At 45.9% G+C, this 20,504-nt stretch carries 18 protein-coding genes, 1 tRNA gene and 2 pseudogenes; 12 read left to right on the forward strand and 9 right to left on the reverse strand.

Annotation, left to right across the window (positions count from 1 at the left end):
- Positions 1–88 precede the first annotated feature (88 nt).
- A complete protein-coding gene (locus tag ACLFWI_RS09520) occupies positions 89–394 on the forward strand; it encodes an urease subunit beta (protein ID WP_446410172.1) in 306 nt (101 codons plus the stop codon).
- 257 nt (positions 395–651) lie between these two features.
- On the opposite strand, the gene murA is transcribed toward ACLFWI_RS09520, so the two are convergent.
- A complete protein-coding gene (murA, locus tag ACLFWI_RS09525; RefSeq protein ID WP_446412747.1) occupies positions 652–2,004 on the reverse strand; it encodes a UDP-N-acetylglucosamine 1-carboxyvinyltransferase in 1,353 nt (450 codons plus the stop codon).
- A 240-nt stretch (positions 2,005–2,244) separates the two neighbouring features.
- Here murA and ACLFWI_RS09530 point away from each other — a divergent pair.
- Positions 2,245–2,328 (forward strand) — tRNA-Leu (locus tag ACLFWI_RS09530).
- Positions 2,329–2,379: 51 nt separating this feature from the next.
- Positions 2,380–3,159: a TrmH family RNA methyltransferase gene (locus ACLFWI_RS09535; RefSeq protein WP_446412748.1), complete on the forward strand. Its 780-nt coding sequence runs from the start codon at positions 2,380–2,382 to the stop codon at positions 3,157–3,159.
- Positions 3,160–3,311: 152 nt separating this feature from the next.
- Here the strand turns inward: ACLFWI_RS09535 and ACLFWI_RS09540 are convergent, their stop codons facing one another.
- On the reverse strand, positions 3,312–3,584 hold the full coding sequence (locus ACLFWI_RS09540; protein ID WP_446410169.1) for a hypothetical protein: 273 nt from the start codon (positions 3,582–3,584) through the stop codon (positions 3,312–3,314).
- Positions 3,585–4,201: 617 nt separating this feature from the next.
- Between ACLFWI_RS09540 and lpdA the strand changes: the two genes are divergently transcribed.
- The 4 genes from lpdA (at position 4,202) to ACLFWI_RS09560 (ending at position 8,199) form a co-directional block, all read left to right on the forward strand.
- On the forward strand, positions 4,202–5,635 hold the full coding sequence (lpdA, locus tag ACLFWI_RS09545; RefSeq protein ID WP_446412749.1) for a dihydrolipoyl dehydrogenase: 1,434 nt from the start codon (positions 4,202–4,204) through the stop codon (positions 5,633–5,635).
- A gap of 124 nt (positions 5,636–5,759) precedes the next feature.
- Positions 5,760–6,662, forward strand: coding sequence for an indole-3-glycerol phosphate synthase TrpC (gene trpC / locus ACLFWI_RS09550; protein ID WP_446410588.1), 903 nt, complete (start codon positions 5,760–5,762; stop codon positions 6,660–6,662).
- A 41-nt stretch (positions 6,663–6,703) separates the two neighbouring features.
- Positions 6,704–6,991 carry a DUF5340 domain-containing protein gene (locus ACLFWI_RS09555; protein WP_446412750.1) on the forward strand — a complete coding sequence of 96 codons (288 nt, stop codon included), beginning with the start codon at positions 6,704–6,706 and terminating at the stop codon, positions 6,989–6,991.
- 53 nt (positions 6,992–7,044) lie between these two features.
- On the forward strand, positions 7,045–8,199 hold the full coding sequence (locus tag ACLFWI_RS09560) for a pyridoxal-phosphate-dependent aminotransferase family protein (RefSeq protein WP_446412751.1): 1,155 nt from the start codon (positions 7,045–7,047) through the stop codon (positions 8,197–8,199).
- 178 nt (positions 8,200–8,377) lie between these two features.
- Here the strand turns inward: ACLFWI_RS09560 and ACLFWI_RS09565 are convergent, their stop codons facing one another.
- Both ACLFWI_RS09565 and ACLFWI_RS09570 read right to left on the reverse strand, forming a co-directional pair.
- Positions 8,378–8,569, reverse strand: a complete 192-nt coding sequence (locus ACLFWI_RS09565; protein WP_006100242.1) for a DUF2949 domain-containing protein — start codon at positions 8,567–8,569, stop codon at positions 8,378–8,380.
- 451 nt (positions 8,570–9,020) lie between these two features.
- A complete protein-coding gene (locus tag ACLFWI_RS09570; protein ID WP_446412752.1) occupies positions 9,021–9,587 on the reverse strand; it encodes a DUF192 domain-containing protein in 567 nt (188 codons plus the stop codon).
- Between the two features lie 38 nt (positions 9,588–9,625).
- Between ACLFWI_RS09570 and ACLFWI_RS09575 the strand changes: the two genes are divergently transcribed.
- Positions 9,626–9,814: a hypothetical protein gene (locus ACLFWI_RS09575; protein WP_446412753.1), complete on the forward strand. Its 189-nt coding sequence runs from the start codon at positions 9,626–9,628 to the stop codon at positions 9,812–9,814.
- Here the strand turns inward: ACLFWI_RS09575 and nblR are convergent.
- Positions 9,811–10,512, reverse strand: a complete 702-nt coding sequence (gene nblR / locus ACLFWI_RS09580) for a response regulator transcription factor NblR (protein ID WP_446412754.1) — start codon at positions 10,510–10,512, stop codon at positions 9,811–9,813. The genes ACLFWI_RS09575 and nblR overlap by 4 nt on opposite strands.
- A gap of 176 nt (positions 10,513–10,688) precedes the next feature.
- On the opposite strand from nblR, the gene ACLFWI_RS09585 reads away from it, so the two are divergent.
- Complete coding sequence (locus ACLFWI_RS09585; RefSeq protein ID WP_446412755.1) at positions 10,689–10,892, forward strand: hypothetical protein; 204 nt, start codon at positions 10,689–10,691, stop codon at positions 10,890–10,892.
- On the opposite strand, the pseudogene ACLFWI_RS09590 reads toward ACLFWI_RS09585, so the two are convergent.
- Positions 10,882–11,313: pseudogene (locus ACLFWI_RS09590) on the reverse strand (DUF5131 family protein); the annotation flags it as partial. The gene ACLFWI_RS09585 and the pseudogene ACLFWI_RS09590 sit on opposite strands and share 11 nt — an antisense overlap.
- Before the next feature lie 37 nt (positions 11,314–11,350).
- Here ACLFWI_RS09590 and ACLFWI_RS09595 point away from each other — a divergent pair.
- From ACLFWI_RS09595 to ACLFWI_RS09605, 3 genes are all read left to right on the forward strand, one after another.
- Positions 11,351–11,578, forward strand: a complete 228-nt coding sequence (locus tag ACLFWI_RS09595; protein ID WP_446412760.1) for a DNA cytosine methyltransferase — start codon at positions 11,351–11,353, stop codon at positions 11,576–11,578.
- 11 nt (positions 11,579–11,589) lie between these two features.
- Positions 11,590–12,045: a TdeIII family type II restriction endonuclease gene (locus ACLFWI_RS09600; protein ID WP_446412756.1), complete on the forward strand. Its 456-nt coding sequence runs from the start codon at positions 11,590–11,592 to the stop codon at positions 12,043–12,045.
- A gap of 109 nt (positions 12,046–12,154) precedes the next feature.
- Positions 12,155–13,129, forward strand: a complete 975-nt coding sequence (locus ACLFWI_RS09605) for an NAD(P)-dependent oxidoreductase (protein WP_446412757.1) — start codon at positions 12,155–12,157, stop codon at positions 13,127–13,129.
- A 269-nt stretch (positions 13,130–13,398) separates the two neighbouring features.
- Here the strand turns inward: ACLFWI_RS09605 and ACLFWI_RS09610 are convergent, their stop codons facing one another.
- The 3 genes and pseudogenes from ACLFWI_RS09610 to ACLFWI_RS09620 form a co-directional block, all read right to left on the reverse strand.
- Positions 13,399–17,532 (reverse strand): non-ribosomal peptide synthetase, encoded by a 4,134-nt coding sequence (locus ACLFWI_RS09610; protein WP_446412758.1) that lies wholly within the window; start codon positions 17,530–17,532, stop codon positions 13,399–13,401.
- Positions 17,533–17,597: 65 nt separating this feature from the next.
- Positions 17,598–18,997 (reverse strand): annotated as a pseudogene (locus ACLFWI_RS09615) (sodium/proline symporter).
- Between the two features lie 110 nt (positions 18,998–19,107).
- Positions 19,108–20,454: an ATP-grasp domain-containing protein gene (locus ACLFWI_RS09620; protein ID WP_446412759.1), complete on the reverse strand. Its 1,347-nt coding sequence runs from the start codon at positions 20,452–20,454 to the stop codon at positions 19,108–19,110.
- Positions 20,455–20,504 lie beyond the last annotated feature (50 nt).

Consider the following 20,504-nt stretch of genomic DNA (forward strand, 5'->3'; position numbering starts at 1 on the left):
GGTAAAGATAGTTGAAGCACTGGGAGTAGCTGCTGTCATTGAAATGAACACTGTCTATAGTTTCGTAAACTTTTATTAAGGGTAGCTGATGATTCCAGGGGAACTAATCATCCAAAAGGAAGAAATTGAACTCAATGCAGGGCGTCCTACCTTGCGCCTGTCGGTAGCGAATACAGGCGATCGCCCGATTCAGGTGGGTTCTCATTTCCATTTCTATGAAGTGAATGACGCCCTAGCCTTTGACCGAGAGCCAACCAAGGGAATGCGGTTAAACATCCCGGCGGGTACAGCCGTGCGCTTTGAACCAGGAGATGAACGGGAGGTTGAGTTAGTTCCGTTTGTCGGTAGCCGTCAGGTTTATGGGTTTAATGGCAGAGTCAATGGGGCGCTATAACAGCAAGCTGGGGAAGCAGTGTAGAGACGTGCCATGGCACGTCTGGGAGCTGGGGGAGCAGGGGAAGTCATTACATACGCTTCTGCTACTCTAGATCCCCGACTTCCTGGTTGAAACCCTGATGTCACTAATGAATTGATTCAGAAGTTGGGGATTTATCGGATAAGTAGCAAGAATTGTGGCTTAGAAGGATGCCGTCATTCAGCCAGATGCTGTGAAATGTAAGAAGCGTCTACCTGGTGGGGATGGATAGCCAGTCAGGAATTAACGGGACTGTGAGTAACCGAGGCGGCTTTTATCGAGGACTCATTTGACACTCGTTGTAATCGTGCGCCAAGTTTCTGTAGCTTCGCCTCTAGCTTCTCATACCCTCGGTCTAAATGATGCAGTCCCTGAATTGTGGTTTTACCATCAGCGGCTAAGGCGGCTAATATCAGCGCGGCGGACGCTCGTAAGTCAGTGGCAACCACAGGGGCTCCTGACAACAAAGGGACACCGCGCACGATCGCATTATTGGCTTTAATCCGAATATCTGCCCCCATGCGATTCAGTTCAGGAACATGTCCTAAACGATTTTCAAACACGGTTTCGGTAATCACACTATCCCCATCACTCAGGGTTAGGAGTGCCATGAAGGGAGCCTGCATATCCGTGGGAAATCCGGGATAGGGCAAGGTTTCAATATCCGTCGCCCGAATAATTCCCGTCGGGATAATCCGCAGACAGTCGGGGGCTTCCTGAATCACTCTCATGCCAATATCTTGGAGTTTGGCGATCGCGGCGGTAATATGATCGGGCACAACCGGGGACAGGGTCAGTTCTGAGTGAGTAATTGCCGCAGCCACTAAAAACGTACCCGTTTCGATGCGATCGGGAATAATCGAGTAGTCTACCGAATGTAAACTGGGAACGCCAGAAATAATAATCGTGTTGGTTCCCGCCCCCCGAATCTTGGCACCCATGGCGTTACAAAAATTTGCCAAATCCACCACTTCTGGCTCTTGGGCAGCATTTTCTATAGTGGTTTCCCCTGAAGCCAATGTTGCTGCCATCATCAGGGTTTCTGTTGCACCCACACTGGGATAGTCCAGATAAATTTTTGCCCCCTTTAACCGTCGCCGTCCATTCCCCCTCACATAAGCATTAACCATACCATGCTCAATTTGCACCTCAGCCCCCAGCGCTTGCAATCCCCTCACATGAAGATCGACAGGTCTAGCGCCAATGGCACAGCCACCCGGTAAGGGAACTTGAGCCGCACCCAATCGCGCCAACAGAGAACCAATCACAAAGAAACTGGCTCGCAGCTGATTCACAATCTCGTAGGGTGCTTTTGACTGCTCCAAATGACGAGCATTGATATCCAAGATATCTCCTTGGCGCTCTAGCTTTACACCCAAAGCCGCCAGCACCTGACCCATCCGCCCTATATCTACCAGAGAAGGCACATTACGCAGTCGGCAATCTTCAGGACATAGCAGCGCCCCTGCCATAATTGCCAATGCTGAGTTCTTCGCGCCACTAATGGTGACATGTCCTTTTAGGGAAGATCTGCCCCAAATCTCTAGAACGGAGGCGTTTGGCTTGGGTACAGAGCTGGTATCTGTCAAATTAAGAGAGTGGTTGATAGGTCTATCCTCCAGAATCGGTGAAATCTTGGCATTTTTTAAAATTTGGTTTTGATTCTACCTGAAAGAGGGCAAATGTCTAGATTTGCTCCCCAAAATAGTGAATCGACCAGCCTTGGATTGTACCTTGTCCGATGCTGAAAATCCGCAAAAAAGAAATAGTTGACAAATGTGCCAGGATTGTTGCATGATAGAAAACTGCATGGAAAATTAAAAAAAGACGCGGAACTGGCGGAATTGGTAGACGCGCTAGATTCAGGTTCTAGTGTTCGCAAGAACTTCCGGGTTCAAGTCCCGGGTTCCGCATAGAAAATGGTAGAGACGTAGCATGCTACGTCTCTACATACCATTTAAATAATGCTCACCAGTACCAAAAATCCTCTAGTTAAGGCAATTCGGAAATTGCACACAGCCAAAGGACGACGGGAGGAGCAACTTCTGTTGTTAGAGGGAACTCACCTGTTAGCAGAAGCCTGTGCGGTCAATTATCCCTTAGTCACGCTTTGTTGTACACCCGATTGGCAGCAGAGTCATCCCCAACTTTGGCAAGACGCTACCCCTCACTGTCAGCGGGTAGAACTTGTTAGCCCCTCGGTTCTCAAAGCCATGGCGACAACAGTTCAGCCAGATGGCGTAGTGGTAACCGCGACTTCTTCATTCCTCGCCCCGCCTCAGATTCCCTGTTCCCTCGGTTTAGTTTTAGAGACGCTGCAAGATCCAGGAAACTTAGGTACAATCATTCGTACCGCCACCGCAGCCGGTGTGGATGGTTTATGGCTGAGTCCAGACAGTGTAGACTTAGAGAATCCCAAAGTCTTGCGAGCTTCAGCCGGTCAATGGTTTCGTCTGCCCATGAGTGCCAATGCTAATCTGACTCAGGTAGTTAGCCAAAGTCAGGCTCAAGGGGTACAAGTTGTGGCAACTCTACCTCAGGCAAAGTTGAGTTACTGGGAAATAGATTGGCACTGTCCTACCCTGATTCTACTGGGCAATGAAGCGGCGGGATTGCGCCCTGAGTTAGCGACACTTGCTGATAAATCTGTGCAAATTCCCCTCGGTCAGGATGTAGAATCTTTAAATGTGGCGATCGCGGCAGCTTTAATCTTGTATGAAGCGCTGCGCCAACGGTGGGCGTGATTGCTGATTTGTCCTACTCGCTCCCGAAAAGAAGCAAGCTACGTCTTATCTTGATTGTTCATGGTTCATGGTTCATTGTTGATTGTTCATCCTCTTCCCCAGCTCCCCCGGCTCCCAGACGTAGCATGAGGAGTCTCTACAACCCCGGCTTTCTATTCCTCTTCCAGTGGTTCAGTGTCGCCAAAAAATGCATCCAGATCAGCCGCCGCTTCTTCGAGAAGATCTAGATCAAAAACTTCATCGTCTGACTGAGCAGGTTTTGATGGAGGAGTTTTTGATGGAGGAGTAGGGGATTTCAATGAAGCAGGGCGGGATTTCGATTGGGGAGGAGGAGATGTATGACCCAAGAGATTCTCCAGTTGGTCAAGTGACTCTACAAACGCTCTAGCTGCTTCATTTCGATGATTTTTTTGAGACTTGCACATAATGGTTTTATCCCCTAAAGCTATTGTTTATTGAGAGTGAACGCTACTCATTAGCCTATACTCGGAAAAACAACACCCTTACCGTTTCATTCTATGGTATAGTTTTTTAGGTTTAGGGCTAGCTGCAAAAATGGGAAATTCTATATAGCAGAGCCAACTGCTGTAAGTAGGTGGACACAATTAACGTGAACGGTGGAGAACGTCATTCGTCATTCGTCATAATCGCTCCCTTGATCAGCAAGCTACTTCCTTTGTAAGGGTTTGAGGCTTGTTTGCAAAACTTAGTAGATCGGCTGTTTTCTTTTGTCCGACTACTTAGATTAGGCGAAAAAATTGCTCTACTGAGTCAGATAGCAGTATTCGATAAAATCTCCGCCTTTTCGGGAAATAATATTTACTCAAAAAATAGTTATTGTATAGTCAAAGATGCCAACAATTAGGTCGAAGCAATTAAACCACAATCTAAGAAATATCCGTGACCTATCCAATTTAACAAACGCACAACCCTTAAAGAAACCACCGCCTCAGCTAGATCAGGCAAAATTTTTTAGCAAAAGCTTGCGATTAGTCAGGGGTCAAGTTGAAAATAAGGGGGCAATTGCGTCAGGGAAATGGATGTGAGTCAAGAATTTGATTACGATTTAGTGATTATCGGTGCTGGCGTCGGTGGACATGGCGCGGCATTACATGCAGTGAGTTGCGGCTTGAAAACCGCGATCATTGAAGCATCGGAGATGGGCGGGACTTGTGTGAATCGCGGTTGTATCCCATCAAAAGCCCTATTAGCCGCATCGGGTCGAGTGCGTGAGTTACACAATACCCATCATCTGAAATCCCTGGGAATTCAGGTGAGTGGCGTAGAATTTGACAGAGACGCGATCGCGAACCATGCCAATACCCTGGTAAGTAAAATTCGTGGCGATCTCACCAACAGCCTCAAACGCTTAAAGGTCGATATCATTCCCGGTTGGGGTCGAGTAGCAGGACCACAAAAAGTAACGGTGACGACAGACGAGGGTGAAAAAACAGTCACCGCCAAAGACATTATCCTCTGTACAGGTTCCATTCCCTTTGTTCCCCCCGGTATTGAACTCGACGGAAAAACCGTCTTCACCAGCGACGACGCCCTCAAGCTGGAATGGTTACCCCAATGGGTGGCAATTATTGGCAGTGGTTATATCGGGTTAGAGTTTGCTGATATCTATACCGCCCTAGGGTCAGAAATCACGATGATTGAAGCCCTGGATCAGTTAATGCCCACCTTTGACCCTGATATTGCCAAACTAGCTAGCCGGGTGCTGATTTCTCCCCGTGATATGGAAACCTATTCCGGCACTCTGGCACAAAAAGTGACTCCTGGTTCACCTGTGGTGATTGAACTAGCAGATGCTAAAACCAAGGAAGTCGTGGATGTCTTAGAAGTTGATGCCTGCTTAGTCGCCACTGGACGGATTCCGGTAAGTAAAGATTTAGGCTTAGACGCCGTAGGCGTGGAAACAGATCGCCGAGGCTTCATCCCTGTCAATGATCAAATGGCAGTTTTATCCGGCGACGAAACCGTTCCTCATCTGTGGGCAATTGGTGACGCTACCGGGAAACTCATGCTGGCACATGCAGCATCGGCTCAAGGGGTTGTCGCCGTGGAAAATATCTGTGGGCGTCATCGTACCATTGACTATCGCAGCATCCCCGCCGCCGCCTTTACCCATCCAGAGATTAGTTACGTGGGACTAACTGAACCCGCCGCCAAGGAACTCGGTGAACAAGAGGGGTTTGAAGTTGCCTCAGTCAGGACGTATTTTAAAGGAAACTCCAAAGCGATCGCCGAAGGAGAGGCGGACGGGATTGCCAAAGTTATCTATCGTAAAGATAGCGGTGAAATCTTAGGGGTTCACATCTTTGGCATTCATGCCTCTGATTTAATTCACGAAGCCTCAAACGCGATCGCCCAGCGACAGTCCGTGAATACTTTGGCATACTTAGTCCATGCTCATCCCACTTTGTCAGAAGTCCTTGATGAAGCCTACAAACGAGCCGTTGCCAGTCATTAGACAAGGCAATAGGCAATAGAGTTTTTTTGACAAAGGACAAATGACCAATGACCAATGACAAAGGACAAATGACCAATGACCAATGACAAATGACCAATGACAAATGACGAAGGACAAATGACCAATGACAAATGACCAAAAACAAATTCGCCGTCGTCCACCCAATCCGGCGGTTGACCTAAATATCCTACGCTATCAAGTTGTTCTCCCAGACGCCCAGCCGCGCCATATTCTGGAAGAAATTGTCTGGCATAAAGAAAAAGAAGTTGACCAGATGCGGGAACGGCTACCCTTGGCTCAACTGCGGAAACAGATCGAGTCAGCCCCGCCAGCGCGTGACTTTAAAGCAGCGTTATTAGCGGCAAAGACTCGTCCCGCCTTAATTGCTGAAGTGAAAAAGGCATCACCGAGTAAAGGCGTGATTCGGGAAGAATTTGACCCAGTTGCCATTGCCCGTGCTTACGAACAAGGGGGGGCGAGTGCCATATCCGTGCTGACGGATAACAAGTTTTTCCAAGGGAGTTGGGACAATCTCAGCTATGTCAGGCAAACTGTAAATTTGCCCATTCTGTGTAAAGAGTTCATCATTTACCCTTATCAACTCTATTTAGCCAGGAGTCGCGGCGCTGATGCGGTGTTGCTGATTGCGGCTATTTTGTCGGATCAAGACCTACGGTATTTTGTCAAAATTGCCAATGGGTTATCCATGACCCCTTTGATCGAAGTGCATACTCTGGATGAATTAGACCGCGTGTTATCGGTAGATGGCGTTACCCTAGTAGGTATAAACAATCGCAACTTGACAGATTTCTCGGTTGATTTGCAAAGGACCTGCCAACTTCTGGCAGCACGAAGTCAGCAGCTAAAAGAACGCAGTATTCTGGTTGTCAGTGAGTCAGGACTGCATAAACGTGCTGATTTAGAGCAGGTCGCATCGGCGGGGGCTACAGCCGTACTGATCGGTGAATCATTGGTCAAACAGCCTGATCCCGCCCTAGCCGTTACCAATCTGTGCTCGTTCAACTGAAACGCGATCGCGAATTCGTTTTTTGAGGTAAACCCGGTTTCATGGAGCCAATACCCCTTCCGTCTTATATTCACTACGAACTGCTACTACAGATGCTAGAGCGTCATACTGCCTTTGCCACGAATCAAAACCCAATGATTCGAGAACAGGTGCATCAATTGATTGTTACACTTCGCAAAGCGTTAGCCCAGCAGAAACAACTCGAACAAACCTGTAATCGGCTCAATTTACCAGTTGAGTACCGTTGGTCTCTCAATAGTGTCAATGTTGAGTCAAAATCATCAGATAATGGTTTTCCCCTAGATTCGGATACCAAAACTCAATCATGAGATAGTGGTGTCATTCCGAATTATGTGATGCTCAAAGGCTAAGGATAACGCTCATGGATAATAAATTGATGCTGATGATTCCCGGACCAACGCCGGTACCCGAACAGGTTTTGCTGGCGTTAGCCCAGCATCCCATCGGACATCGCAGCGGGGAATTTAGCGCCATTATGGCAGAGGTGACCCAAAACCTAAAATGGTTGCACCAGACTCAGAATGATGTTTTGGTGTTAACGGTGAGTGGTACGGGTGCCATGGAAGCTGGGATTATTAATTTTTTGAGTCCCGGCGATCGGGTTTTGGTCGGAAGTAATGGCAAATTTGGCGATCGCTGGGCGAAGATGAGCGCGGCGTTTGGTTTAGAGGTGGAGACGATTACGGCACCGTGGGGTCAACCCCTTGATCCGGAGGTGTTTCGCCAAAAACTAGAGGCGGATACAGATAAGACAATCAAAGCCGTTATCGTTACCCATTCAGAAACCTCCACCGGGGTACTCAATGACCTGGAAACGATTAATCGTTATGTCAAAGACCATGGTCAAGCTTTAATTATTGTAGACGCGGTGACCAGTGTGGGCGCGGTCAATTTACCTATTGATGAGTGGGGGATTGATGTAGTGGCATCAGGTGCCCAGAAAGGCTATATGGTTCCCCCAGGGTTAGGGTTTGTTTGTGTCTCAGATAAGGCATGGCAAGCCTACGAAACGGCTAAACTGCCTCGCTTTTATTTAGATTTGGGAACCTATCGCAAAGCAGCACAAAAGAATAGTAATCCGTTTACACCTCCAGTCAATTTAATGTTGGGACTGCAAACGGCGTTGCGAATGATGAAAGCTGAGGGGTTAGATAATATTTTTGCTCGTCATTACCGCTTGATGCAGGCAACGCGGGCGGCGGTTGAGGCGCTTTCCCTTCCTTTATTTGCTCCGGATAATGCCGCAAGTCCAGCGGTAACGGCGGTAGCACCTGTGTCGATTGAAGCAGAACAAATTCGTAGCGTGATCAAAAAGCGTTTTGATATTTCTCTGGCTGGGGGACAAGATCACTTCAAAGGCAAGATATTCCGTATTGGTCACTTAGGCTTTGTCTGCGATCGCGATATTTTGGCGGCGATTGGGGCGCTAGAAGCCACGTTGCGGGAATTAGGTTATGAGTCCATGACACCAGGAGCGGGAGTGTCAGCGGCGGCTCGCGTCTTGACTCAATCTTAGTAAGCCATAAAAACGCCAAAAAAGAGCGGGTCAACTAGCGACCCGCTCTTTCTGGTAGAGGACTCAACGGTCAATGGATCATACGATATGAACTTCAACGGTTTAGACGTGAATGGATTATTCCCAAAGCGTAAGCATTTAGACATTCTTCATTTTCTCCTGACCGATTGTTTGGATTTCAGACTGTTTCCAGCCAGTCATAGATTTGGTCTAATTGCTGCAATGTGACTAAACCGTACTGCCACAGAATCATCGGTAATGGTCCTGGGTCTTGTTCCCGACGTCGTTGAGCGATGGCAATGGAATCAGTAGAAATTGCCAATTCCTCTTGCAAAAATCGTAAAAATTCAGAATAGGTTGCAGGTGCCATAATGGCTATTCACCTCCTTATCGGCTACTATTGTGGAATCAGCTTCCTGCCTCCTTTAGCAATGGGTAGACAGATTTAATACTGTCTACTAGCTGAGGTTCTTTGCTTATTGTGATAGGTTCATCCGGCACTGCTTGTGTTCTAGATCACTGACCATCTAAGATCTTGATTGATTGATTTGGCAACTCACCGAATTTATCGCATTCAAACCCCTTACCTTCCATCAACTTGAGTGTATTTATTGTTTTGTTTAACTCACCTCACACCCTGAAAAGGCTGTTTCCTATTACACCCGTACTTGGTCGTGTTGATGGATATCCACAGCTAAGACAGGTCACTACCTCGTCGTCAGATAGTCTTTTCTGAGAATCTATCTTACGAAATGTTAACGTAATTTCGTATAAAAATCTTTACATCGTTTATTTAAGTTGTCAATGATGTTAATCAAAATTTAAGATTCTGACGCGGGATTAATCTCTTCCTCTAGGAGGATGATTGTGATGCGATCGCCTACTTTCAATCCCAGTTGAGCAGCTCGTCCCCCAGCGAGTTCAATCACTTGGTCAACCAGAACCCCTGGTCCGTAGGTAGGACAGGGAGTAGAGATACAGGGGGGAACATTTGCCGCGATCGCTTTGACCTCGCCATCTCGCAAAAAGATCATATCCAGGGGGATTTTCACATTCTTCATCCAAAAGCTAGCCTGTCGCGGCGGATTCAAGGGAAACAACATTCCTCTGTCTGGCGCTAAAGCTGTGCGATACATCAATCCGATCTGCTGTTGTCGAGGTGTCCTAGCCACTTCGAGCAAAACCTGCTGATCACCGATCTGGGTTTGAGCGCTAATAGGTAACATCTGACCGGAATTAGAGGATGACGAGGAGAGGGATGGCGGTTCTGGAAGTTGTTCGCCAGATTTTAAAGGGGTGCGATCGGCGACAGGGTTGGAGTTGGAAGCCGAACATCCAAACAGTATCAGACTAAGCGTGATTCCGAATAGGCGAGTATGATAGGTCATAAGTTTAGGTTAGGGAGATGGGGTTGTAGAGACGTAGCATGCTACGTCTGGGCGCTGGGGAAGATGAGGGAGATGGGGAATATGAGGGAGATGGGGGAGATGAGGAAGTTAACTCAAAACTCTACCTTACCTGTTCCCTGTTCCCGGTTAAGAGTTCCCTGTTCCCTGTTCTTAGACAAATGACAATCCAAACCGTTAACTTTAATTGTTCCCAGCCACTTAATTAAGATTCTCGCAAAACGTAACCGACACCCCGGACAGTTTGAATAAGACGCTTGTCGCCCTCATCTTCAATTTTGATACGTAGATAACGAATATACACCTCAATCACATTAGACTCCCCCAGAAAATCGTATCCCCAAACATTTTCCAGAATCTGTTCGCGAGTTAAAACTTCACGGGGATGAGTCATCAAATACTTCAGCAGTTCAAACTCTTTCATGGTCAAATCAATCACTCGTCCTCCCCGCATAGCGCGGCGCGTCGTCAAATCCAACACCAAATCCCCAAATCGGAGTTGTTCACTCGTATTGGTATCCGGTTCTAGATACAGACGTACCATCTGCAAAAAGGCGTCAGCGCGATAGGGTTTAAGGAAAAAATCATCAGCACCCGCTTCTAAACAGGCGACTCGATCCTCGATAGTGTCGCGAGTGATCAGTAAGAGTAGGGGGACACGAGAACCGGCTTTTCTCAGGCGAGTACATAAACTGAGACCGGATTCGCCAGAACCAGAAAGCGATTGATCCACAACCATCATCGCGGGTTGGATTTCACAAGCTTGATGCCAGCCGCTAGGCGCATCTGTAGTGATAACCGTATGATAGCCAGCTTCGGTTAGATCTAGGCTCATGCGTTGAGCTAGAGTTTCATCGGTTTCTACAAGCAAAACACAGGGATTACCGTTAAGGGGAGCAGATTGCATAGATGGCGCTGGTGGTGAGTCGTTGGATGTAACACCGGAATTTCCTCTATTGTTCTAGCATGACTGAGCCTTGGGTGAATTATCCGGCTCCTTTGGCAGTGGGTTGTCACTCACATCTCTATCAATCAATTTAATGTAATGTAGGGTGGGCAAGAATTATCACCCTGGAAATGCTTATGTTATCCTTTGTTGCTCTTGCCCACCTCACGGTAACTAATAAAGAACTTCGTAAAAATTGTAGTGCTATTGATACAGATAAACATTTAGATTATAAAATTTATGATCCTAAGCCTTTTAATGCCGCTTTCTCGGAAATAATGGATGATATAGAAAAGTATCCTACATTATTTTTTATGGATACTTTCGGTGTTAAAGGATAGGCATTTCATCCCAAATCTTTTGATCAAGTTCTCTTCCTCCAGCTTTAGGTGTTCTACCTCCCCACTGTTTAAAGAAAAATGCTACACCAGAAGACTGACATTGGTCGCGGATACTTTGCGCCCACTCTAACTTCATCGGACGATATCTATTTCCCGATTCTCCGCCAACTATGACCCAATGAATATTCGTTAAATCAAGCTGTAAATTACCGAGAAGCGGTTCGCAAGAGAGAAAGCGCACAGTTGCTGGGACTTGTCGCAGGTAATCAACACGATGAACATAGTCCTGATTTTCAACCGATACCCCCATCCAAATATTTTTATGCCATTTTAACTGAGGCGCTAACTCAACTAAACGTTCATGTCTTTTGGTCAAAATTTGATAGATATGCTGAGGGGTTTTACCCATCACATCAATAACGGCGACCGGAACAAGAGACTTTATTGCAACAAAATCTCTGAAATGTCAAGAGCCTGAAGCCTATAAAAAAACATTCATCAAAGAAATTTATAGAAAGAGGAAATTTAAGCGACTTACCGCACAAGACTACGCCAGATTGCAAGGGTTTCCAGAGTGGTTTCAAATGGCGGATAATCAAGCAACGGCTAAGTATCAACTGGGAAATGCTGTTTCAGTTCCTGTTGTCTATCATCTGGCGAAAGCTTTACTCAATGTTATTTTGTAGAGGGAATTTATATGGCGGCTATTAATAACATAGCTCGTTCAAAAATTAAAGGCTATTTAGAAGGCTTTATCCAAGGGTTAGTCAATGAATATAAAAGTCGAGAAATTGTCCAACCTGATAGTGCATCAGAGTACTTATCGCGCCGATCTTCTAAGGGAGAATTGAAACCCTTTCAAGCCGCACTTATTCCACCCGAATTAATTCGCATCAACCAGTTTGAACGCGGATTAAGTACCCGTTTGGGAAACTCTGTAGAAGAATGCGCTCGTATCATAGCTCAAGACCATTATCCAACGGTACATCGAGGTTATGATATTACCGCACAAGTTAGTATCACTACCTTTGCTGAAGCGGAACGCCAGAAGGAACATTATGAATCGTCTGCTAAGGGGGGACAAGCAAAGCCATCTTTTCAAGAGATGATAACAGCAATGTTGAATGATCGACGTTCCGATGATTTAGAATAAAAGCAGGTTCGGGCTGACCTTTATATTCAAACAGATGACGGCAGAGAATTAATATTTGAGATTAAATCTATATCTATGCTAAAATAAAAAACAAAGGTAAGAAATCATTATGGTATCAACCGACAGCACTTCCGGAACTGAATCCCGCCCCAATTGTCCCAGCATCGGCATCATCGGTTGCGGCAATATTGGAGGAAAACAAGCCGCGAATCTTCTAGACCACGGTTACTCAGTCTATGTCTACGATATTGATCAAGATTCCCTGGCGCAGTTGCAATCTTTAGGTGCAAAAATTACCCATAGTTGTGCCGAACTTGCAAGCCGTTCAGAGATAATCTTTACTGCCTTACCAACTCCTGATGATGTGATCACAGCCGTGCTAGAGGGTGAACAAAACCTGAGCCAAGGATTGCAACCAGGCAGGGTCTATGTGGACATGAGTACCAACTCTCCCGAAACAATTCTCAGAATTCATCACGCCATGGAAAAACTGGGGATTGAGATGTTAGATGCTCCCTTCAATGATTGTTCAGAAGGGATTCAAAGTCAGCAAGGTATGGGTTTAGCCATTCTAGTTGGCGGCTCAAAGAGAACCTTCGAGCGAGTTGAATCTATCCTTCAACTAATGGCAGATCATGTTCTTTATTGTGGAGAAATTAGCTCCGGAACTCGATGCAAACTTATCCACAATGCGGTGAATGCTATCACCGTTCAAGCGGTGAGTGAAGGAATTACCTTGGGTTTAGCTTCGGGAATCGAGCTACAAACGATTTGGGATGTGCTACGTTTGGGATCGTTTGGTCAAAATCCTGGGGATATTCATGGCTTACCTCATTATTGGTTCTCACGACGCTGTGATGACTTATCTCCACACCCTGAGTTTACTGTCCAATTACTCCATAAAGATTTGCGGCTGGCTCTGGAGTTGGCTAGTCAGCGCGACATTTGTGTTCCTCATTTAAGCTTAACCATCAAAGACTATAAAGAAGCTGAGCGACGCCAATGGTCTGATTATGCTACTACTAAAGTCCGCTGTCTACAAGAAGAACGAGCTGGAGTAATTGCTCAAGATTCTCCTCAGTAAACCCCTTTTTGCCATGGCGACTAGAAGTCGCAGCTACACAAACAAAGTCCGCCTGCGCGGACTAGCATTATAAAGGGGGTGGCTAACCCAGATTTGTATTATAGCCTTACTAAGGCAGGTTAGGACATTTTATACTGTTCCCTGTTCCCTGTTCCCCGTTCCTTGTTGGGATTAACTGATGCCCTAACCTATCCCCGTAGTGCGATAAATCTTTGAACCCGTTTTAACGGGTTTTAGCTTTTAGCCAGAACTTTAGTTCTTGGCTAAGACTAGCTTAAGAAAGCAGCAAGACGTTCTGCTAAAACGCGCACATTCGGTTCCAGAATAAAGGAATAATGATGTCCAGGAACCGGAATCACATCAATCTCCTTGGCGTCTAAAATAGCAAAAAATTCCACCCAAACTAACTGAGGATCAGGGGCGTGTAAATGCTTTTCCTGCGCCCGGAAAACAGTGACTTTTCCTGGATAGGGCTGGCGTTTATAGGCATAAGTGGCTTTTAGCGTTCCCACTAATACATCCAAAATTCGCCGATTTTGTGCCGGATTGCCTTCAGTGGGGAAAACGCCAACCTGTTGCGCTTTGGCTAGAATGTAGTCGATTTGTTCGGGAACTGTTAATCCTTGTAATTCATCGGGGGACACTAAATTATCTTGACCAAACATCCCCCCAAATACGCGAGAACAAACGCCGACTAAATAGTGATCATCAATTTTTTTCCCTTGATCCAATATAATCGGTATCCAAGAGTCTAAAATAGCTAGCCGACTCACCGCTTGACCCTGTTGCTGTAACTGCTGGGCAATCTCATACGCCACGACTCCGCCAAATGACCAACCGCCAATTTGATAGGGTCCTTCGGGTTGTACCTCGCGGATGGCTTGGACATAGAGACGTGCCATATCTTCTACCCGCGTTAAAGCTTCTTCGCCTTGATTAAACCCTTGGGCTTGTAACCCATAAAAGGGTTGGTCTGTACCCAGATAATCTGCTAATTTAAGATAACAGAGGACATTTCCGCCAGCAGGATGTACACAGAAAAATGGGGGTTTGGTTCCCTGAGTTTGAATCGGTACGATGGGAGAATAGGACTGAACCTCTGCATGGCTGATAACAGTCGCTAATTCGGCAATCGTGGGACTTGTAAATAGAGTGGTTAACGGCAAGGTTTGACCAAACTGGTGCTGGATTTTTCCCATTAATTTTAGGGCTAATAGGGAATGACCGCCCCGTTCAAAAAAGTTATCGTTGATGCCAATTTGGTCGATATCTAATAAGTCTAACCAAATTTTGGCTAATTGCTGTTCCAGATGATTCCGAGGGGCGATAAATGTGGTTTCGCCCCCAAAACTGGCGGGGTCAGGTGCAGGAAGGGCGCGACGATTGACTTTACCATTTGGCGTTAGCGGTAACGAGTCTAAGCTGACAAAAGCAGCCGGAATCATGTAATCGGGGAGGCTTTCTTTGAGGAAGCTACGTAAGCTACGAGGACTGGGTTTTTCCTGAGTGGATACTAAATAGGCGACTAACTGTTTTCCCCCCGATTTTTCGGTTCTGGCAATGACGACAGCTTCCCGGATTTGGGGATGTTCGGTCAAGGCATTTTCAATTTCGCCGAGTTCGATGCGGAAGCCGCGAATTTTGACTTGATGGTCAATTCGGCGTAGGTATTCTATTGTGCCATCAGGACGATAGCGGGCTAAATCCCCCGTTTTATAGAGTTTTGACCCAATGCTAGATGAATAGGAAACCGGGTTTGTCGGGGCGGGTTTGAGTGAGTTTTGAAAAGGGTTGGGAATGAATTTTTCTTGGGTTAATTCGGGACGATTCCGATAGCCTCTGGCGACTTGTACTCCCCCAATATGGATTTCACCGGGAACGCCAATGGGAACGGGGTGTAAATAGGGGTCAAGGATATAAATTTGAGTATTGGCGACTGGACGCCCGATGGGAACAATGCTTGAATTACTATCGCGTTGACATTGCCAATAGGTGACATCAATGGCGGCTTCGGTGGGACCATATAAATTGTGGAGTTCACAGTCTAAGCGGGAAAAGAAACGGTTTTGCAGGTCAAGGGGTAAGGCTTCACCACTGCAAATCACCCGCTTCAGGGATTGACACCGATTGACTTCGGGTTCTTCTAGGAAAAGTTGCAGCATCGAGGGGACAAAGTGCAGTGTAGTAATTTGCTGCTGAGTAATGAGATTAACTAAATATCGACTATCTTGATGTCCGCCCGGTTTAGCCACAACTAAACTAGCCCCCGTCATTAATGTCCAGAAGAATTCCCAGACGGAAACATCGAAACTAAAGGGGGTTTTTTGGAGAACCGAATCTTCGGGTGTGAGGTGATAGGTTTGTTGCATCCATAGCAAACGGTTACAAATTCCCCGATGGGTGTTCATCGCCCCTTTGGGTTTACCGGTTGAACCGGAGGTGTAAATCACGTAAGCTAGGTTTTCGGGTTGAACGGTGCTATCCGGATTCTGGTTATTTTCTACACCAATATCGTCCCATTGAGTATCTAGGCAGATGATTTTAGCAGTGGATTTCGGTAAGTGTAGAACTAAGGCTTTTTGGGTGAGTAATACCGGAACCTTGGAATCTGCCAGCATATAGGAAATCCGGTCAACGGGATAACTCGGATCAATGGGAACATAAGCACCCCCTGCTTTGATAATTGCCAAAAGTCCCACAACCATTTCTAGGGAACGTTCCACACAAATCCCAACTAAAGATTCGGGTTTGACGCCTAATTTTTGCAGGTAATGGGCGAGTTTATTAGCACGGCTATTTAACTGGCGATAGGTTAATTGTTGATTGTCAAAGATGACAGCAACAGCATCAGGCGTTTTCTCGACTTGGGCTTCAATTAAGTGGTGCAGACAGGGGGATAAATCATAATCGGTTTGGGTAGAATTCCAATCCTGTAAAATGTGTTGTTGTTCAACGTCACTCAGTACAGGTAACCAACCCACGGGTTGATTGGGTGTGGCGATAATTGCTGTCAGTAAATTTTGGTAATGCTGGATAATCTGGGAGATGGTATCAGCGTCAAATAAATCGCTGTTGTATTGTAGCGAAACCAGCAAGGAATCGGTTAACTGAATAATCTCTAGGCTGATGTCAAATTCAACGCTGTGCTGGGGGAGTTGGAAGTAGCTAACTTTTATTGTACCGCATTGAGTTAGCTGATTATTTGCTGTTGCCTCAAATAATTGAGAAATTGTGGGCAACGACTGCCAATTCTGAAACGTAAATGAGGCTTGGCAAATCGGAGAATGACTCAAGTTCGAGGCGGCGGGTAATTCTTTGACTAATCGGGGAAAGGGATAGTCTTGATAATCCCTTGTTTCAATCACCGTCTGATGTACTTGTCGGAGAACTTCGGTGAAGGTTTGATTGCCAGAAATATCATCTCTGGTAACCGTTATGTTACTGAAATCCCCAATTACTCTGGCAAATTCTGGTTGAGTTCGGGGGCTATTCAGTATCCCGACTAAAATATCAGATTCTCCAGTATAGCGGTACAGTAATACTTTAAATGCTGCCAGAAGAACTGTATCTAGGGAGACGTCGGATTGCTGTGCTAGTTGGTTGAGGTTTTGGGTTATGTTCGGAGTAAGGTTTAATTGACAAGCGGAACCGTTGTAGGTGCGTAATGGTGGACGAGTCGCACTTCCTGGTAAGTCTAATACAGGCAATTCTCCAGCTAGTTTGTTGTGCCAATAGCTTTTAAGCGTTTCGGATTGGGAAGGATTTAAATGATGGGCTGTTAGCGATACCCAGTTTGTATCAGACTGATTTAGCTTACTTTTCACAGGGTTGGGAAAACCTCTCTCCAAACCTCTCTCCTGCAAGGAGAGAGGCTTTGAATTCTCTTCCTTATTTAAATTCTCTACCTTAAACGTAAGGGAATCGTTATAAAGGGTTAAAAACTCCTCGATTAATATAAGTAAAGATTCTTTGTCACTGGCTATTTTATGAACCGTGATTAATAGAATGTGGTCGGTTTGAGAACGACTTAATAGCCTCACCCGCAATCCTGATTTCTGTTCTAAGTTGAAGGGTAAAGTCGCTATCTGTACCAAGGTTGTATTCAACTCCTGCCAACTTTGGTTCGAGACATCGATCGCGTCAAAATCAACCGTCGCTGTATCGTGGATTTCCTGCGTCAATTGACCCGCGCGATCGCAGAATGTACTCCGTAAGCTGGGATGACGATCAATTAATTCTTGAAATGCCCTAACTATGGCATCTACATCAACCAGAGATTGAATCCGGAATGCCATGGATTGTTTATCATCAAATCCCTGGGAGGCTAACTGATACAGAAACCAATGTGTCTGCTGAATGGGAGATAGAGGAAAAGATTGAGTTTTGCTGATTAATTGAGTCATTTTTTTAGATTAACGAAAAAGAACAAAGCTTAAAAAAAGATTATTTAAGCTTATTTTAACAATATTTAACTACTTTCTTGAGCAATAAAAAACTGAGATCCTAAATAAATAATACTTCCTGTCGCCATACCTGGAAGCACCTCGTAAACTATACCGGATAAATTCAGTCCCACCTTCCAGAACAACGCCGCCGCAATTCCTCCTACCATCATCGCGATCGCGACTGGCGTGGTCACTGATTTTTGCCAAACTCTTACTATCAGCAGTGGTCCCAAACTGGAGGCGAGAATTGACCAAGAGAACGTAATCAAGGCAAAGACATTATCATCTCCGGCTAAGGCAATACTTAAGATAATTAACGTTACTGTTAACGTCCCTAACTTGGCATACTTATACGAATGCGCCAATCCCGGAAACAGGTCTTGAGTTAACGCCGCTGAACAGGATAAAATTTGGGAATCCGCCGTCGATATTGTCGCCGCAAAGAGTCCCGCTAACATCACTCCCACTAAAATAGCGGGTAATAATTCCAGGGCTAAATAAGGCAGTGCTAATTCTGGATCGCCATTGGTTAACAAATCGGGCAAAAGCACCCGCGCCGCCATCCCCACTCCCATAGCTGAAGACGAGGTAAAGAAAGCGCAAATCACTTTAATATCCCGTGCTAAACCAATCTTATTCGCCGAATTAATTGCCATTGCCCGCACTAAAATATGAGGTTGACCCACGACACCGAATCCGGCGACAATCCAGCCAATTAAAAAGGGTAAAAATCCCCACTCCAGATCCCCTGGACTTAAACTGACCAATTCTGGGTCAATTGCTGCAAGCTGTGTCCAGAATCCAGTCAATCCGCCACAATTGGCAATCGCCACCACCACCAACAGTACCAGAGAACCAATCATAATCGTGGCTTGCACCGCATCCGTCCAAATTGAAGCCCGAATCCCCCCGAAAAACAGTAAATCATCACGACAATAGCACCAACAATCACACCGAGGGAATAATTCCAATTAAACACCGCATGCAACGCCTTACCTCCTGCAACCAGTTGCGCCGCCGCATAAGATCCCAGAAACGCAATCGTAATTAACGCTGAAATTGCCGTAATCCAACGAATTCCTTTGGTTTCTTGACCCAGGAAAGAGGACACCGTATTAGCAGAAATTTCTGCGGAAACCTGTCTAAATCGTTTAAATACAAACCACCAAGCAATATAATCTCCGATCATCCAACCAAGGGTTAGCCAAATCGCCGATAATCCAATCGTATAAGCAAAGCCAACTTGACCAATAAATAGTAAACCACTTTGACCCGTCGCCATCGCGGAAAGGGCAGTTAGCCAGGGATTAACATTGCGGCTGGCAAGAAGGTAATCGGTTGTCGTCGTTTGCTTTTGGGTTGCTGAATAAATGCCGACGCCAGTAAATAACAAAAGAAATAAAATAAATGTTGTTGCCATCATTTTGATTAGTGATTGGTGATTGATTTTGTCAGGGTGGGTTTGATGATTATCACCCCGATGTAACTAAATCCGTCCCCCTGTAGAGACGTTGCATGAACGTCTCTACAGGATTAATCTCCCCCCAATTCCACCAACTTACCGATATTAAAATCAATCCTAATCCAGCCCTGCATCCGGCGCAAATTATCCAGCAACAATAAGGGAATTTGCCAGTGGTGTACCATCAAAAACGGTAGCGGATCATTCACCTGAAAAATCGCCTCTTTCCCGCCAAACACTGTCTTAAACCAACGCCGGATATCCCCAAATGAGCGAATCTCATTCAACCGCCAAACTTCGTGATATAACCAATAGGTTGGCTTACTCTCCGGCAAGGGCTGCAAGGGTTTAGGGAAAGGCTTGTCACCCAAATAGGCTTCCGCCACGCCGGGATGGTTATAAAACATGGTAATCGCCGAATGAGTACGCGGATTACACTCGATCGCGTAAACCGTCCCATCCTCTGCCTTGATAAAATCAAAGGAGGCTTGTCCCGTCAAATTCAATCCCTGGACAAACCGACTCACCCACTGTAAAATATCCGATTGATCAACGTTTTCATAATTCACTTGAAACGCCGACGATTCACAACAGCAGTGCAGTCGTAATTCCCCATTCCGCACCGTACTATGAGTACAGTATTCCTTACCCGGAATAAACTCCTGCATAATCCATGGTTTCTCCTCACTGATGGGCAAACTATTGACAAATGCGGCAGTTTCTGCTGGAGTTTCGCCGGGGAGTTTAGTTAAGTTTAAACGCCGCACCGAGTCGTAGGGAATGCTTTTCAGGATATAGTTGCGTTTCTCTTCTCGAAAGTCAAAATCAATCACCTGTTGCGGATCAGTAATTTTAAAGGATTTGGGTACAGATAAGCCAAATTCCCGTGCTTTTTGGGCAAAAGCAAACTTATCATCCAGCATCTGGGTGACATCTGGATCAAAGTGGAAAACGTCACAACACCCCGATAATACAGGCTTGGCTAGAGAGTCATAATAACTGGCGACGGGACTACAGACAGGAACATAAACATCCACATTTTCCTGTTTCGCGATCGCGAGTAACCTTTCCATGTAACCATCGGGATCTTTATTGGGCGCAGGAACCGTATAAAACCGATCAACCGCCCGGGAAAATCGATGTCCCACTAACCAATATTTATGGGTTTCCACTAAAATAACCCGATGTCCATCGGCGTAAAATGACCGCGCCAGTTGCAGGGATTTGGTCATTTTTCCCCCAGTAAGCATAATCGTTTTCGGATTGGGGTTAGCTACTTTAGGGTTCTGGAAGGGGCGAGTGACACTATCCCACACCATCGCCACGACGACAACGCTTAAATTGAATGGAAACGCGATCGCGAGTAAGGTTAATGTCCCCAGGTTTTGCAGTACGGCGATAATACGTGATGTTGTCATTGGTCATTGGTCATTGGTCATTGGTCATTTGTCATTGGTCATTGGTCATT

Source organism: Coleofasciculus sp. (assembly GCF_046539235.1).
Lineage (GTDB): Bacteria > Cyanobacteriota > Cyanobacteriia > Cyanobacteriales > Coleofasciculaceae > Coleofasciculus.

Coding starts and splice junctions, on each gene's coding strand:
- ACLFWI_RS09560 (WP_446412751.1), top strand. CDS start 7,045: ATGGATAATAAATTGATGCTGATGATTCCCGGACCAACGCCGGTACCC.
- ACLFWI_RS09605 (WP_446412757.1), top strand. CDS start 12,155: ATGGTATCAACCGACAGCACTTCCGGAACTGAATCCCGCCCCAATTGT.
- ACLFWI_RS09575 (WP_446412753.1), top strand. CDS start 9,626: ATGCTACGTCTGGGCGCTGGGGAAGATGAGGGAGATGGGGAATATGAG.
- ACLFWI_RS09520 (WP_446410172.1), top strand. CDS start 89: ATGATTCCAGGGGAACTAATCATCCAAAAGGAAGAAATTGAACTCAAT.
- trpC (WP_446410588.1), top strand. CDS start 5,760: ATGACAAATGACCAAAAACAAATTCGCCGTCGTCCACCCAATCCGGCG.
- ACLFWI_RS09555 (WP_446412750.1), top strand. CDS start 6,704: ATGGAGCCAATACCCCTTCCGTCTTATATTCACTACGAACTGCTACTA.
- ACLFWI_RS09585 (WP_446412755.1), top strand. CDS start 10,689: ATGTTATCCTTTGTTGCTCTTGCCCACCTCACGGTAACTAATAAAGAA.
- ACLFWI_RS09565 (WP_006100242.1), bottom strand. CDS start 8,569: ATGGCACCTGCAACCTATTCTGAATTTTTACGATTTTTGCAAGAGGAA.
- ACLFWI_RS09570 (WP_446412752.1), bottom strand. CDS start 9,587: ATGACCTATCATACTCGCCTATTCGGAATCACGCTTAGTCTGATACTG.
- ACLFWI_RS09535 (WP_446412748.1), top strand. CDS start 2,380: ATGCTCACCAGTACCAAAAATCCTCTAGTTAAGGCAATTCGGAAATTG.
- nblR (WP_446412754.1), bottom strand. CDS start 10,512: ATGCAATCTGCTCCCCTTAACGGTAATCCCTGTGTTTTGCTTGTAGAA.
- ACLFWI_RS09540 (WP_446410169.1), bottom strand. CDS start 3,584: ATGTGCAAGTCTCAAAAAAATCATCGAAATGAAGCAGCTAGAGCGTTT.
- ACLFWI_RS09610 (WP_446412758.1), bottom strand. CDS start 17,532: ATGACTCAATTAATCAGCAAAACTCAATCTTTTCCTCTATCTCCCATT.
- ACLFWI_RS09600 (WP_446412756.1), top strand. CDS start 11,590: ATGGCGGCTATTAATAACATAGCTCGTTCAAAAATTAAAGGCTATTTA.
- ACLFWI_RS09620 (WP_446412759.1), bottom strand. CDS start 20,454: ATGACAACATCACGTATTATCGCCGTACTGCAAAACCTGGGGACATTA.